Below are 12,451 nucleotides of genomic sequence, written 5' to 3' on the forward strand. Positions count from 1 at the left end.
CCGGATCAGCTTATGCGCGATCCGGCTTTTTCATCATTCATACCGGATCACGACGCTTACGTCTTATCCGGCCTGCGGTTTACGCGTTCTTCAACACTTCACTGACGATCTCAACGGCTTCTTTTTCGATCTGCTTGCGGTGTTCTTCACCCAGGAAGCTCTCGCAGTAGATTTTATAAGCGTCTTCCGTACCTGACGGACGCGCGGCAAACCAGCCGTTGTCAGTCATCACTTTCAGACCACCGATAGAAGCACCGTTGCCCGGTGCCGCCGTCAGACGCGCAGTGATAGGATCGCCCGCCAGCGTGCTGGCGCTCACCATTTCCGGAGACAGCTTAGACAGCGCCGCTTTCTGCGCGGAGGTCGCGCTCGCCTGCAGGCGGTTGTAGCTTGGCGCGCCAAAGCGAGCAGCCAGCTCATTGTAGTGCTCCTGCGGGTTCTTACCGGTCACAGCGGTAATTTCTGCCGCCAGCAGGCACATGATGATACCGTCTTTGTCGGTCGACCACGGTGTACCGTCGAAGCGCAGGAAAGAAGCCCCCGCGCTCTCTTCACCACCAAAGCCAAAGCTGCCGTCAAACAGACCATCAACGAACCATTTAAAGCCAACCGGAACTTCGACCAGTTTACGCCCTAAATCATTCACCACGCGGTCAATCATCGCCGATGACACCAGCGTCTTACCGACGGCAACGTCTTTGCCCCATTGCGGACGGTGCTGGAACAGGTAGTTGATCGCCACCGCCAGGTAGTGGTTCGGGTTCATCAGCCCTGCCGGGGTGACGATACCGTGACGGTCGTAGTCCGGATCGTTAGCAAAAGCCAAATCGAACTTGTCGCGCAGCGCCAACAGGCCCGCCATCGCGCACTCGGAGGAGCAGTCCATACGGATTGCGCCATCTTTATCGAGATGCATAAAGCGGAAAGTCTGATCAACGTGGTCGTTAACGATAGTCAGATTCAGGTTGTAGTGCTTCGCAATACGCTTCCAGTATTCGATACCGGAACCGCCCAGCGGATCGACACCCAAGGTCAGGCCAGCTTTCTGGATTGCCGCCATGTCGACGATGTCAGCCAGTCCTTCAACAAACGGCTGAACCAGGTCCTGCTCTTTGACATGACCCGATGCCAGCGCAGCGTCCAGCGACATACGCTTCACGCCTTGCAGACCGTCAGCCAACAGGGCGTTAGCCCTGTCTTCCACCACTTTGGTGACGTTGGTATCTGCCGGACCACCGTTTGGCGGGTTGTATTTAATGCCGCCATCTTCCGGTGGGTTGTGGGACGGCGTAATCACAATGCCGTCCGCCAGCGGGCCGCCTTTTTTGTTGTGGACCAGGATAGCGTTCGACACGGCAGGGGTTGGCGTAAAGCCGTTATTTTCCTGCACGATGACGTCAACGCCGTTCGCCGCCAGCACTTCCAGTACAGAGATAAAAGCCGGTTCAGACAGCGCGTGGGTATCCTTGCCCACATAGCACGGGCCAGTAATCCCGTTCTTCGCACGTTCTTCAGCAATCGCCTGAGCGATAGCCAGAATATGCGGCTCGTTAAAACTATGACGACCTGCACTACCGCGATGTCCGGACGTACCGAACTTGACGGCGTGCTCAGCGTTCCCTGCCGTTGGTTTCAGTACATAGTACTGTGCCGTCAGTTGGGCGACGTTAATCAAATCACTCTGTTGCGCAGGTTGACCTGCACGGTTGTGGATTGCCATTGCCTGGTCCTTCTAATGCAAGGATTAAATTGTTCCGCAAACCTTTTCAATCAATTCCGCAGGGAATTGCATTGACTGCATGATGTGCTCAACCATGCTGCATTTACGGCCGGTATTGGTATTGGTGATCACCCAGTACGGCGTGCCTGGCACGTGTTTTGGTTTGGTTTGATTACCATTTTTCAGCAGCGTCTGTTCATCCGCTGCAAAATAAACGCGCGTACGCCCATGCAACGATTCCGTTGCTTCAGCGAACGCGTTTTGATCCAGTGAATAGAGTGTAGACAGCACCAGCATAAAGCGATTTACTGCTTTCTTCTGCTCCGCGTATTCGTCGGACAGCAGCAGTTCACGCATGGCGCGCACTTTATCTTTTACGGGGTTAACCGGCTTCGCTTCCACGACGGCTTGCACAGCGCGGACTTCTTTAACTACCGGAGTGACAGGCTGTGATGCGGCGGAAAATTTCAACATACGCCGTAAAATGTCGGATGCGCTCTCGCCGATATGCTTGGTGTGGCTGGCAATATAGCTATAGAGTTCATCATCAACTTCAATCGTTTTCATCTTAATCCAGTGCAGTGTTTAGCTGAATACAAGTTGTTGGGTTAACACGCGTAGTGTAAAGGCAAATCCCAACAGCGGATAGCGTCAAGCCTGGTGGCGGGCAAAACTCAGAGTAACCGTAGTTGTTGCAGCCATGTGGCAGAATGGTCAACATGATACCCTAACCCGTGAGTGTGAAAAAAAGAACTTTGCCATGAAATTGAATATCCGAGCGCAATCTGCGCAAAACCTGCACAATAATTCTCCCATCGTCCTGGTTCACGGCCTGTTTGGCAGTCTGGATAACCTGGGGATCCTGGCGCGCTCCCTGGTAGCCGATCACGATATCATCCAGGTTGATATGCGAAACCATGGACTCTCCCCTCGCTCGCCTGAGATGAATTATCCGGCCATGGCGCAAGATCTGCTGGATACGCTGGACGATCGGCAGATAGATAAAGCGATCTTTATTGGTCACTCGATGGGGGGAAAAGCCGTCATGGCGTTAACCGCGCTGGCTCCAGAGCGTGTCGAACGGCTGGTCGCTATCGACATCGCCCCCGTTGACTATCATGTGCGCCGTCACGATGAGATTTTTGCGGCAATCAATGCTGTAACCGATGCGCAGGCCACTTCGCGTCAGCAGGCGGCGAGCGTCATGCGTCAACATCTGCAAGAAGAAGGCGTAATCCAATTTCTGCTGAAATCATTTGTCGACGGCGAGTGGCGTTTTAACGTTCCCGTGCTGTGGGATCAATATCCCCATATCGTCGGTTGGGAGACCATTCCGCCGTGGGAGCACCCGGCGCTGTTTATCCCTGGCGGCAACTCACCGTATGTTACCGAAGCGTATCGCGAACAGCTGCTGGCGCAATTCCCGCAGGCTCGGGCGCACGTTATTGCTGGCGCGGGTCATTGGGTGCATGCAGAAAAACCGGAGGCGGTGCTGCGCGCCATCCGTCGTTATCTGGACGAGCAGGCTAACTGATTAAAAACTCAGCGTCTGCGCGCGATTACGCGCGTGGGCGTTGGCGTGTCCCCCCTGCTGATGTATTATGGCGCGCTATCCATCCGGGCAGACGCCTGGCTGATTGTTTCCCCGAAGTCACCAAGATCATGGCCAAAGAACAAACGGACCGTACGACATTAGATCTGTTCGCGCAGGAGCGTCGCCCGGGACGACCCAAAACTAATCCGCTCTCGCGTGATGAACAGTTACGTATTAACAAACGTAATCAGCTTAAACGCGATAAAGTTCGCGGGCTTAAGCGTGTCGAACTGAAACTGAACGCTGATGCCGTTGACGCTCTGAACGAGCTGGCCGAGGCGCGCAATATGAGTCGCAGTGAACTCATCGAAGAGATGCTGATGGCCCAACTCAGCGCATTGCGCGGTCAGGCTTAGTCTGAATTTCTGCTCTAAATCATAAATCGTGTAGCACAGAGTGCAGTCCTGCGTGTTTGCTGTTTCCGCATGCCAGACTGTTCTGCTATGATTGCCCTTATCCGTGGGCAATGCGCCACCACCATTTCAATAAGTTTCAAGAGGTTATTTTACTCATGGCAATCACTGGCATCTTTTTCGGCAGCGACACCGGTAACACCGAAAACATCGCAAAAATGATTCAAAAACAGCTTGGTAAAGACGTTGCCGATGTTCATGACATTGCAAAAAGCAGCAAAGAAGACCTCGAAGGGTATGACATACTGCTGCTCGGCATCCCAACCTGGTACTACGGTGAAGCGCAGTGTGACTGGGACGATTTCTTCCCTACCCTCGAAGACATTGATTTTAACGGCAAACTGGTTGCATTGTTCGGCTGCGGCGACCAGGAAGATTACGCAGAATATTTCTGCGATGCGTTAGGCACAATTCGCGACATCATCGAACCGCGCGGCGCAACCATCGTTGGTCACTGGCCGACAGCGGGTTATCACTTTGAAGCGTCCAAAGGTCTGGCTGACGACGACCACTTTGTCGGTCTGGCTATCGATGAAGATCGCCAGCCTGAACTGACCGCTGAGCGCGTAGAAAAATGGGTTAAGCAGATCTCTGAAGAGCTGCACCTCGACGAAATCATCAATGCCTGATTTCGTGCGGCGCAGATTTCCATCTGCGCCGCATCAATAGATAAAACCAATCAAAATAATTGCTACAAATTTGTAACTTTTTCGTCTGACCCTGTACAATGGCTGGATGCCAATCGGGTGTTGCACAGTGTGTTTGTCGGCGATACCACGTTTTGATTAACAATATATGCCAGAGACTTGCAGTTTTCATTTAGCCATGGCAGTTCTATAATGAATCGCATTATCTCAAGTGCAATTTCTGTCACTTCTGTTAATGAAGTGAATCGTTTAGCTACAGGACAGATTCCGCATGACTGACAACAATACCGCATTAAAGAAGGCTGGCCTGAAAGTAACGCTTCCTCGTTTAAAAATTCTGGAAGTTCTTCAGGAACCGGATAACCATCACGTCAGTGCGGAAGACTTATACAAACGCCTGATCGATATGGGTGAAGAAATTGGTCTGGCGACCGTGTATCGCGTGCTGAACCAGTTTGATGATGCCGGTATCGTGACCCGCCATAATTTTGAAGGTGGTAAATCCGTCTTCGAACTGACTCAACAGCATCATCACGATCACCTCATCTGCCTTGACTGCGGCAAAGTGGTCGAGTTCAGCGATGATTCCATCGAAGCCCGCCAGCGTGAGATTGCGGCTAAACATGGCATTCGCTTAACTAACCATAGCCTCTATCTTTACGGTCACTGCGCCGAAGGCGATTGCCGCGAAGATGAGCACGCCCACGACGGCAAATAATGTAATGCTTTCTGAAAAGCCAACCCTCCGGTTGGCTTTTTTTATGGGCGTTACCTGCCCTTTTACCCTTCCCTCCGCTCCTGTGTTGCTTTAATGTAAAAATCAATTGCCCCTTCCGGAGAGTCGAAATGGAACTTCGCCAGCTACGCTATTTTGTGCGCATTGTAGAAACCGGCAGCATGGGTAGCGCGGCGCTCGATCTCAATATCGGGGTTTCGGCACTCAGCCAGCAAATGTCGCGTCTGGAAAACGAACTCGCTATTCGCCTGCTGCAGCGCACCTCGCGAGGCGTGACGCCGACCAGCGCCGGACTGGCTTTTTACTCCCAGGCGCAGCTGGCGCTCCGTCACGCAGACGATGCGATCCTCGCCGCACGAGAGTCCCGGCTTTCCGGGCACGTCAGCGTCGGTATGGCTCCCAGTACCGCTTCCGTTCTCGGTATGCCTTTTATTCACGCCATGCGGGAAAGCTATAGCGATGTTCGCCTGCACGTGGTGGAAAGTCTCTCTGGTAATCTGGAACGGATGATTAATACCCGCCAGATTGATCTGGCTGTGGTGTTTCAAAAAGAAAAGATCCTGCGCTGGAGTGCCAGACCGATTCTCGAAGAACGGCTGTTTTTGATTGGGACCCATGCCCTACTGGCTGATATTGCCGATGACAATATTGCGCCTGCCCAACTGGCGAGTATTCCATTGATAATGCCAAGCCCAGGCCACGGTCTGCGCGGCAGGCTGGAGGCAATTAGTCAGGAACACGCGCTGAACATTGAGATCGCTACAGAAATTGATGGTCTGGCGCTGCTGATGCGCGCCGTGCGCAGTGGCATTGGCGCCACTCTTCAACCCGGAGCGGCGATTTCCCATCTCGATAAAGAGACGCTAAGAGTGATCGGCGTCCATAATCCGATACTTAGCCGCCCCAACTTTCTGGTGAGCCTCTCTGACGATGAGCTCACCCCGGCGGGCCTCGCTGCCCGCGTGGTACTGACGAAAGTGATGCATCAACTGGTAGAAGCAGGAAGCTGGCCAGGTGCCATCCTTTACAATAACTAAAGCCCTCTTTAGCACTACGTCATAGCGCCCGCACAAGCCGTACGTATACATTTCAATTACAAATTTAACAATTAGTTAAATGGTAATGGAGTATACGATGGTTGATGTTCTGGTGATTGGCGGTGGCAATGCTGCCTTATGCGCTGCCCTTACCGCCCGGGAGCAAGGCGCTTCCGTTTTACTACTCGAAGCGGCTCCCCGGGAATGGCGTGGGGGAAATTCTCAACACACGCGTAATCTGCGCTGTATGCATGATGCGCCGCAGGATGTGCTGGTAGAAAGCTATCCGGAAGAGGAGTTCTGGCAAGACCTGCAGCGCGTCACAGAAGGAAATACCAACGAAGCCCTGGCGCGTCTGGTGATCCGTACCTCATCACATTGCCGCGACTGGATGCGCCAGCACGGCGTCAATTTTCAGCCTCCACTCTCTGGCGCTTTACACGTGGCGCGAACCAACGCTTTTTTTATGGGGGGCGGTAAAGCTCTCGTGAATGCCTATTATCGCAGCGCAGAAAAGCTGGGCGTACAAATTCGCTATAACACACCGGTGCAGGCGCTTGAACTGCACAACGGCGAGTTCGTGGCGGCGCTGTCAGGCAACGAGCGTATCACAGCGAAATCCTGCGTGCTTGCCGCGGGCGGGTTTGAGTCTAACCGCGAATGGCTGCGAGAAGCGTGGGGAGAGAACGAGCGCGGCGAGTGGCCTGCGGATAACTTCCTGATTCGCGGTACGCGCTTTAACCAGGGCGTACTGCTCAAATTTATGATGGATGCCGGAGCCGACATTATCGGCGAACCCTCCCAGTCACACTGCGTAGCCATTGACGCCAGAGCGCCATTATATGACGGCGGGATTTGTACACGCGTGGACTGTGTTTCGCTCGGCATAGTCGTCAACCGTGACGCTGAGCGTTTTTATGATGAAGGCGAAGATTTCTGGCCGAAACGCTACGCCATCTGGGGACGTCTGGTCGCTCAACAGCCAGGGCAGATTGGTTACTCCATCATCGACAGTAAAGCCATCGGCCACTTCATGCCTCCGGTCTTTCCTGGCGCACAGGCCAATACGCTGGCAGAACTGGCTCATCAGTTGGGGCTGAATGGTGAACGCTTTACCCACACCGTGACGGAGTACAACAACGCCTGCCAGCCCGGCCAGTTCGACCATACCGTTCTGGATAACTGCGCCACCAAAGATTTGCTACCCGCGAAAACGCACTGGGCACGGCCGCTGGACCAACCGCCATACTACGGCTATGCCCTGCGACCAGGGATCACCTTCACCTATCTCGGGTTAAAAGTGAACGAGCGCGCTGCCGTTCACTTTGCCGGGCAGCCAAGCCGTAACCTGTTCGTCGCCGGAGAGATGATGGCAGGCAACGTGCTGGGCAAGGGCTACACCGCAGGTGTGGGCATGTCAATCGGCACAACCTTTGGCCGTATTGCCGGAAAAGAAGCCGCGCTGGCCGCACGTAAGGAGACTCGTCATGAGGCAGCTTGAGAAACTGATTATCGAAGCGCAAATTATCACTGAACCGGAAGCGGAAGTTGAACGCGTGATGCAGGTCTGCAACGCCTGTCGCTATTGTGAAGGATTTTGCGCCGTGTTCCCGGCCATGACGCAACGCCTGGAATTCGGTAAAGCGGATATCAATTATCTGGCAAACTTGTGCCATAACTGCGGCGCTTGCCTGCACGCGTGTCAGTATGCCCCACCTCATGAATTTGCCATCAACGTACCGAAAGCGATGGCGGAAGTCCGGCTCGAAACCTATCAGCACTACGCGCAACCCGCCTCCTTTGGCGCGCTTTATCGTCGCGCAGGCGTCACCGTGACGCTGGCGCTGGTTTTCGGTCTGATCCTGTTTTTACTCCTCGCCATCGGTTTGAAAGGTTCACTATTCCATCCTCCGCTGGCTGGGGATTTCTATCAAATTTTCCCGCATAACCTGCTGGCCTGGATGTTTGGTTCGGTCTTTATTCTGGCGATCGGTTTGCTGATGGCGGGCGTGATCCGCTTCTGGCGCGAGATCTCTCCGGGTATGCCGCGTTCCGCCGAGATTGCTGAAGCCTCACACGATGCGCTGACGCTGAAATATCTCGATGGTGGCCACGGCAAAGGGTGTAACGAAGCGGATGATGCCTTCACCCTGATGCGCCGCCGTTTCCATCACTTCACCTTCTACGGTTTTATGCTCTGCTTTGCCGCCACCGTGGTCGCAACGGGCTATCACTACTTTGCAGGCATAGAAGCGCCCTATCCGTTCTTCAGCGTTCCGGTGATGCTGGGCACGTTGGGTGGCATTGGCCTGGTTGTCGGCCCGGCTGGCTTGCTATGGCTCAATCTCAAGCGCTCACCGCTACATGGCGACGCAAGGCAGAAACCGATGGATCGCGGTTTTATTTTGCTGCTGCTGCTGACCAGTCTGACCGGTCTGGCGCTGCTGGCGGGAAGAGACACTTCATGGATGGCTATTTTACTGGCCATTCATCTTGGTGTGGTCATGGCGCTTTTTCTGACCATTCCTTACGGAAAATTTGCCCATGGATTTTACCGCTGCGCAGCCTTACTCAAGTGGGCGATTGAGAAACGGCGCGGCAAACAGGCGGGGGTCACAGGCGACTAACCCGCAAACTCTTACCTCTATAAATATTATGATAAGACAGTGGAGCAAACCCAATGACACAACAACCATCGCGCGCCGGAACTTTCGGCGCAATACTGCGGGTAACCAGCGGTAATTTTCTCGAACAGTTCGACTTTTTTCTGTTCGGTTTTTACGCCACCTATATCGCCAGGACTTTCTTTCCTGCGGAGAGTGAATTTGCCGGGCTCATGTTGACCTTTGCGGTATTCGGCTCGGGTTTCTTAATGCGACCGGTTGGGGCAATCGTGCTGGGCGCTTACATCGACAGAATTGGTCGCCGCAAAGGACTGATGGTGACGCTGGCGATTATGGGCTGCGGTACCCTGCTGATTGCCCTGGTTCCCGGTTATCAAAGTATTGGCCTGCTGGCTCCTGTGCTGGTATTAGTCGGTCGATTATTACAGGGCTTCTCTGCGGGCGTGGAGCTGGGCGGCGTCTCGGTTTATCTGTCTGAAATCGCCACGCCTGGCAATAAAGGCTTTTACACAAGCTGGCAGTCCGCCAGCCAACAGGTCGCGATTGTGGTAGCGGCATTGATTGGTTACGGCCTGAACGCCACGCTGGGGCACGATGAGATCTCTGAATGGGGTTGGCGCATTCCTTTCTTTATTGGTTGCATGATTATTCCTTTGATCTTCGTCCTGCGCCGTTCGCTTCAGGAGACCGACGCATTTTTACAACGAACACATCGGCCCGACACCAGGGAAATTTTCACCACTATCATCAAAAACTGGCGCCTCATTGCTGCGGGTACGCTGCTGGTGGCGATGACCACTACAACGTTCTATTTCATTACCGTCTACACCCCGACCTACGGCAGGGCTGTACTCCACCTGAGCGCGCGCGACAGCCTGGTAGTCACCATGCTGGTCGGTATTTCTAACTTTATCTGGCTGCCGATTGGCGGGGCAATTTCTGACCGAATTGGTCGTCGTCCAGTGTTGATGGGGATTACCGTACTCGCGCTGATCACCACCTGGCCGGTAATGCACTGGCTCACCGCCGCGCCAGATTTTACGCGCATGACGTTGGTCCTGCTTTGGTTCTCGTTCTTTTTTGGGATGTATAACGGGGCAATGGTAGCCGCACTCACCGAGGTGATGCCGGTCTATGTGCGTACGGTGGGCTTTTCACTGGCATTCAGTCTTGCCACGGCGATTTTTGGCGGCCTAACGCCGGTCATATCCACGGCGCTGGTTCAGCTCACCGGGGATAAAAGCTCACCGGGATGGTGGCTGATGTGCGCGGCACTTTGCGGACTCGCCGCCACGGCAATGCTGTTTGTGCGGCTGAGTCGGGGTTATCAGCCGGTGGAACATAAGCTCTGAAAAGCAAACGGGCGGAAAAATTCTCCGCCCGTTGTATTTTAATTTTTCGATTTACTGCGCAGTATTCTTGCTACGAATTTCCTGCCAGACTTTGTTGCAATCAGCATTAACAGACTGATCGTTACCCGTGCGCGTGGCCTGGATACACTGCTGATAATCCAGTACGCGTACGCTTTCTTCATTGGCAAACTGCTGGTGCTGCTTTTCTTTCTTCAGCACATTCAACACGCTTTGGCAGGCTTCTATTTTCTCCGGCGATCCTTGCGCGGTATTAATACACGCGCTGTAGGCTTCTTTCAGACGGCTGTCTTCTTTCGGCGCAGGGGATTGTGCACAAGCCACCAGCCCTGATGCCATAACGGCGATGAGTATCAGTTTTTTCATAGCACTTTCCTCAACGATGCGGCAGGCGCCAGGCCTGCCGCTGTTGGCATTAGAAGATGGTGAACGGAGCAATAACGATGAATTTCACGTCACGCTCATCCTGGAAGATGTTGCCGTAACCACCGCCCCAGCTCGGAATATCTGAATGGTTGTCGTACTGGGTGAAGTGCAGTTTAAACATGGTGCCCTTCGCACGACCGTCCTGCAGGGTATAAACCGCATCCAGGCTGTAAGAAGACTCTTCGATAGTCCGGTTTTTGTCGTAGTACGCATCCGGGTTGAGCTGCCAGGTAGAAGGTTTGGCATCCCATGCGTAAACGTAGGACGCGCCCACTGCCCAGCCCGGCAGGTTCCAGTTCTTCAGGTCATACATTGCGCCGAAGAAGACTGCCTTTTCTCCGTTGGCGTTGAAGTCGGAACGGTTATCCCACCAGACATCAAGGCGACCGTTGGATGAGGCGTAGGTCGGCGTCATACGTTGCAGGAAGTAACCCTGCTGCCCGTCCGCTTTAACCCAGGTCCCTTCCAGACGCAGGTCAACCACTTCCGCCACTTTGTAGCCGAAGGTCAACGCCTGCAGCCAGGCCGTACCGTCATAAATATCGTTCACGGTGCGGTCATCAACTTTGTCACGCGCGCCGTAGAACTGGTAGCTGGTGGTAAACGGGTTACCGCCTAAATCGAATTTGTAGCTGGCTTTTGCGAAGTACTGATCGACGTAGCCTTCAGACTGACCAAATGCCGCTTCCAGCAACAGGTTATTTTTGAAGTCATATTTCGCGCCGATTGAGTGCAGGTAATCTACGCTGGTCTTTTTATCAGCCTGATAGAATTTATCGACTTCGGTGTGCCACGGTGCTTTATATTCGTTGGCCCACATATAGGAGAAGCTCAGTGCACCCGCATCACCATAGTCGAAGTTGGCGCCGGCTTCAGCACCCTGATAGGTCCCTGGCATAAAGCTCCAGTGCGGAGCCAACAGAGTCTGTCCGGTTGGTTGAATGTAACCGGCACGCGCCCAGGTTGGGCCGTATTTAAATTTGGCTGCTGCTTTATAAAGACTAATTCCGCTTTTATCGCCGGAGTAATCTTCGTCATAGCCTTTATTTTTTGAAGAGAATGCGATTTCGTTTGGATGGCCGCTTTCGCTACTTTCGTTCATTTCAATAGCGGTGAATGCTGCGATATCAATACCAAACATATCGGCCGCATAACCGGACTGGAAGTCGAGGTTAGCGTTCCAGGTGGAGTGAGAAAGGTTGGTTTTGTATTTGTCATGATCGGTCACATCTTTACGGTCACGCTCACGCTGCCAGTAATAGATGCCGCCGGTTAAAGTGGAATCATCAATGAAACCTTCGGCGTGTACCTGGGGAGCAACAACAAAACCCGACATTGCTGTGATACCGGCGATAGCCAGCGCCAGCGTACTACGTTTGCCACTAAACGTACGCATATGTTAATCCTCTTTGACGTATAACCCTTCGTCTTTCAAGCCGTATCTGCGTTGGCTTTCCTCGCTCATCCCAGTCACGTACTGATGTACGCTCCCGGGAATTCGCTGCGTCGCCGCCTTGATGCAACTCGAAATCCATTGGGTATTAAATGCTGCCGATAAAAGCGGTCAGCGAAAAAACAAAAATTAAAAAAGTAGCGCTAAGAAAACCTCAGTGACTACAATGAATAGACTATTTTTCGCGACGCGAATTATCAATCTCTTTCTGTAACGAGTATGTAATAGTATGAGCAACCGCACATATTTCATTGCTTTCTGTTACATTTTCATTGGGAGATAAAAAAGCGTTGAGAAAATGAAAAAAAGGCTTGTTTTCCATGGAGATGAAATCGGTTTCAGCCCATTTCATATTGAGGTAAGTTATTTAAACGCAAAAACATTCAGCCAATCCATTATTACAGGCATGTAATTAATTCGCTCCGCAAACG

At 53.0% G+C, this 12,451-nt stretch carries 13 protein-coding genes; 9 read left to right on the forward strand and 4 right to left on the reverse strand.

Annotated elements, in window-relative coordinates; all coding sequences use genetic code 11:
• Positions 1-79: 79 nt before the first annotated feature.
• Together pgm and seqA are read right to left on the reverse strand one after the other, a co-directional pair.
• Positions 80-1,720 (reverse strand): phosphoglucomutase (alpha-D-glucose-1,6-bisphosphate-dependent), encoded by a 1,641-nt coding sequence (pgm, locus tag OGW16_RS12515; RefSeq protein WP_016152262.1) that lies wholly within the window; start codon positions 1,718-1,720, stop codon positions 80-82.
• A gap of 24 nt (positions 1,721-1,744) precedes the next feature.
• On the reverse strand, positions 1,745-2,287 hold the full coding sequence (gene seqA / locus OGW16_RS12520) for a replication initiation negative regulator SeqA (RefSeq protein ID WP_016152261.1): 543 nt from the start codon (positions 2,285-2,287) through the stop codon (positions 1,745-1,747).
• Positions 2,288-2,480: 193 nt separating this feature from the next.
• On the opposite strand from seqA, the gene ybfF reads away from it, so the two are divergent.
• The 9 genes from ybfF to OGW16_RS12565 all read left to right on the forward strand — a co-directional run bounded on the left by ybfF (position 2,481) and on the right by OGW16_RS12565 (position 10,123).
• Complete coding sequence (gene ybfF, locus OGW16_RS12525; RefSeq protein WP_043017865.1) at positions 2,481-3,254, forward strand: esterase; 774 nt, start codon at positions 2,481-2,483, stop codon at positions 3,252-3,254.
• 128 nt (positions 3,255-3,382) lie between these two features.
• Entirely contained in the window at positions 3,383-3,670 is a 288-nt protein-coding gene (ybfE, locus tag OGW16_RS12530; RefSeq protein ID WP_043015591.1) for a LexA regulated protein, read from the forward strand.
• 155 nt (positions 3,671-3,825) lie between these two features.
• On the forward strand, positions 3,826-4,356 hold the full coding sequence (fldA, locus tag OGW16_RS12535) for a flavodoxin FldA (RefSeq protein WP_003022839.1): 531 nt from the start codon (positions 3,826-3,828) through the stop codon (positions 4,354-4,356).
• Between the two features lie 210 nt (positions 4,357-4,566).
• Positions 4,567-4,653 (forward strand): ryhB-regulated fur leader peptide, encoded by an 87-nt coding sequence (locus OGW16_RS12540; RefSeq protein WP_049259739.1) that lies wholly within the window; start codon positions 4,567-4,569, stop codon positions 4,651-4,653.
• A complete protein-coding gene (gene fur, locus OGW16_RS12545) occupies positions 4,646-5,092 on the forward strand; it encodes a ferric iron uptake transcriptional regulator (protein WP_003022836.1) in 447 nt (148 codons plus the stop codon). The genes OGW16_RS12540 and fur overlap by 8 nt, the downstream gene beginning before the upstream one ends.
• 128 nt (positions 5,093-5,220) lie before the next feature.
• Complete coding sequence (tcuR, locus tag OGW16_RS12550; RefSeq protein ID WP_043015590.1) at positions 5,221-6,147, forward strand: tricarballylate utilization LysR family transcriptional regulator TcuR; 927 nt, start codon at positions 5,221-5,223, stop codon at positions 6,145-6,147.
• A gap of 97 nt (positions 6,148-6,244) precedes the next feature.
• Positions 6,245-7,648, forward strand: coding sequence for an FAD-dependent tricarballylate dehydrogenase TcuA (tcuA, locus tag OGW16_RS12555; RefSeq protein ID WP_075144990.1), 1,404 nt, complete (start codon positions 6,245-6,247; stop codon positions 7,646-7,648).
• Complete coding sequence (tcuB, locus tag OGW16_RS12560; protein WP_181230637.1) at positions 7,635-8,774, forward strand: tricarballylate utilization 4Fe-4S protein TcuB; 1,140 nt, start codon at positions 7,635-7,637, stop codon at positions 8,772-8,774. Before tcuA ends, tcuB begins: the two co-directional genes overlap by 14 nt.
• Positions 8,775-8,827: 53 nt before the next feature.
• A complete protein-coding gene (locus tag OGW16_RS12565; protein WP_043015587.1) occupies positions 8,828-10,123 on the forward strand; it encodes an MFS transporter in 1,296 nt (431 codons plus the stop codon).
• Between the two features lie 51 nt (positions 10,124-10,174).
• On the opposite strand, the gene OGW16_RS12570 is transcribed toward OGW16_RS12565, so the two are convergent.
• Positions 10,175-10,507, reverse strand: coding sequence for a ChiQ/YbfN family lipoprotein (locus tag OGW16_RS12570; RefSeq protein WP_047412664.1), 333 nt, complete (start codon positions 10,505-10,507; stop codon positions 10,175-10,177).
• A 49-nt stretch (positions 10,508-10,556) separates the two neighbouring features.
• On the reverse strand, positions 10,557-11,963 hold the full coding sequence (gene chiP / locus OGW16_RS12575) for a chitoporin ChiP (RefSeq protein WP_047412667.1): 1,407 nt from the start codon (positions 11,961-11,963) through the stop codon (positions 10,557-10,559).
• Positions 11,964-12,451 lie beyond the last annotated feature (488 nt).

The organism is Citrobacter sp. Ce104, from assembly GCF_030334595.1.
Lineage (GTDB): Bacteria > Pseudomonadota > Gammaproteobacteria > Enterobacterales > Enterobacteriaceae > Citrobacter > Citrobacter europaeus.

Coding starts and splice junctions, on each gene's coding strand:
- pgm (WP_016152262.1), bottom strand. CDS start 1,720: ATGGCAATCCACAACCGTGCAGGTCAACCTGCGCAACAGAGTGATTTG.
- seqA (WP_016152261.1), bottom strand. CDS start 2,287: ATGAAAACGATTGAAGTTGATGATGAACTCTATAGCTATATTGCCAGC.
- ybfF (WP_043017865.1), top strand. CDS start 2,481: ATGAAATTGAATATCCGAGCGCAATCTGCGCAAAACCTGCACAATAAT.
- ybfE (WP_043015591.1), top strand. CDS start 3,383: ATGGCCAAAGAACAAACGGACCGTACGACATTAGATCTGTTCGCGCAG.
- fldA (WP_003022839.1), top strand. CDS start 3,826: ATGGCAATCACTGGCATCTTTTTCGGCAGCGACACCGGTAACACCGAA.
- OGW16_RS12540 (WP_049259739.1), top strand. CDS start 4,567: ATGAATCGCATTATCTCAAGTGCAATTTCTGTCACTTCTGTTAATGAA.
- fur (WP_003022836.1), top strand. CDS start 4,646: ATGACTGACAACAATACCGCATTAAAGAAGGCTGGCCTGAAAGTAACG.
- tcuR (WP_043015590.1), top strand. CDS start 5,221: ATGGAACTTCGCCAGCTACGCTATTTTGTGCGCATTGTAGAAACCGGC.
- tcuA (WP_075144990.1), top strand. CDS start 6,245: ATGGTTGATGTTCTGGTGATTGGCGGTGGCAATGCTGCCTTATGCGCT.
- tcuB (WP_181230637.1), top strand. CDS start 7,635: ATGAGGCAGCTTGAGAAACTGATTATCGAAGCGCAAATTATCACTGAA.
- OGW16_RS12565 (WP_043015587.1), top strand. CDS start 8,828: ATGACACAACAACCATCGCGCGCCGGAACTTTCGGCGCAATACTGCGG.
- OGW16_RS12570 (WP_047412664.1), bottom strand. CDS start 10,507: ATGAAAAAACTGATACTCATCGCCGTTATGGCATCAGGGCTGGTGGCT.
- chiP (WP_047412667.1), bottom strand. CDS start 11,963: ATGCGTACGTTTAGTGGCAAACGTAGTACGCTGGCGCTGGCTATCGCC.